This window comes from Pedobacter sp. ASV12, assembly GCF_016429155.1.
Taxonomy (GTDB): domain Bacteria; phylum Bacteroidota; class Bacteroidia; order Sphingobacteriales; family Sphingobacteriaceae; genus Pedobacter.
Genome location: NZ_JAELUC010000201.1, coordinates 1 through 954, shown reverse-complemented (window position 1 = coordinate 954; position 954 = coordinate 1). Strand labels below are relative to the sequence as shown.

The following is a 954-nucleotide window of genomic DNA, read 5'->3' as shown; positions in this document are numbered from 1 at the left end:
AGATGTGTATAAGAGACAGCCATAAAGGGCAATTAGAGGCAATTTGCACCTTAAAACCTTTAACAAGAAAGCCTACGATGAAGAAATCCAAACCTTAAACAAAGGCCTTTTCTTCATCAAAGCTTACAAAAAGGCAGCTGGTTTATTCTTGGCTAAGAAAATCCAAAACAATTGGATTGTTTTGGACCTCACTGTTGCCATTGGCAGAGAACCTGAAGGCAATATAGCCATAAAATGTATTTTTATTACTTTTTTGTGGAGCAACAAGACAAACCGCCTATTCCAATAATGATTTTGTTATGGTAAATTTTGTTGAGCTTTCTTATCTTGCCATTACCGTCTAATCTGAGTGTGAAGCGTGGACTGAACCTGACCAGCGCTCTAAAGAAATTGATGATGCCTACGAAAAAAGGAGATAAAAACCACAAAAAGTCCGTGTGCTTGAAAAGTAAACTTTAACGGTTTATACATGCAGGTTTAAAAGAACCTACAAAAACAACTGTAATTACCTCGATTTCGGCACCAATAAATTTGCAAAACAAAAAAAGATAAGCCCTTATTTAATTTCGTCAATCGTATAGTGGATACCGTCTTTTAATGCTGGCAAAGTTTGCCAATTAATTGGGTTAAGTACAAATTCTTGGTCACAATCCTTAAACCGAAGAATGAGGTGGGCTTTTTCGTCAGCTGAATAGCCAACATTAACCTGATTATTGTGGTAGTCTTGCAACACCAGCGATTTAGAAGCAGTATCGAGTTGATAATGATAGTCTATCATTGTATCGTTTTCAGCCTGAAAGATGATGTAATCGTTTTTATGAAAGAAAACCTTCTTAAATCTGTTCCTCTCTCCTGTTTTGTTAATTACATCATAGGCTCCGTTAAAAGGGCTTAGTTGAGTGCTACTGTTAAAAGCCCATGCTATGGGCGATAGTATATACCAGCCAATGCACA

Annotated in this window: 1 protein-coding gene; it reads right to left on the bottom strand. The window is 36.8% G+C overall.

Annotation, left to right across the window (positions count from 1 at the left end):
- Positions 1-556: 556 nt before the first annotated feature.
- On the bottom strand, positions 557-954 hold a 398-nt coding region (locus tag JHD69_RS19885), incomplete at its 5' end, for a hypothetical protein (protein ID WP_199142078.1).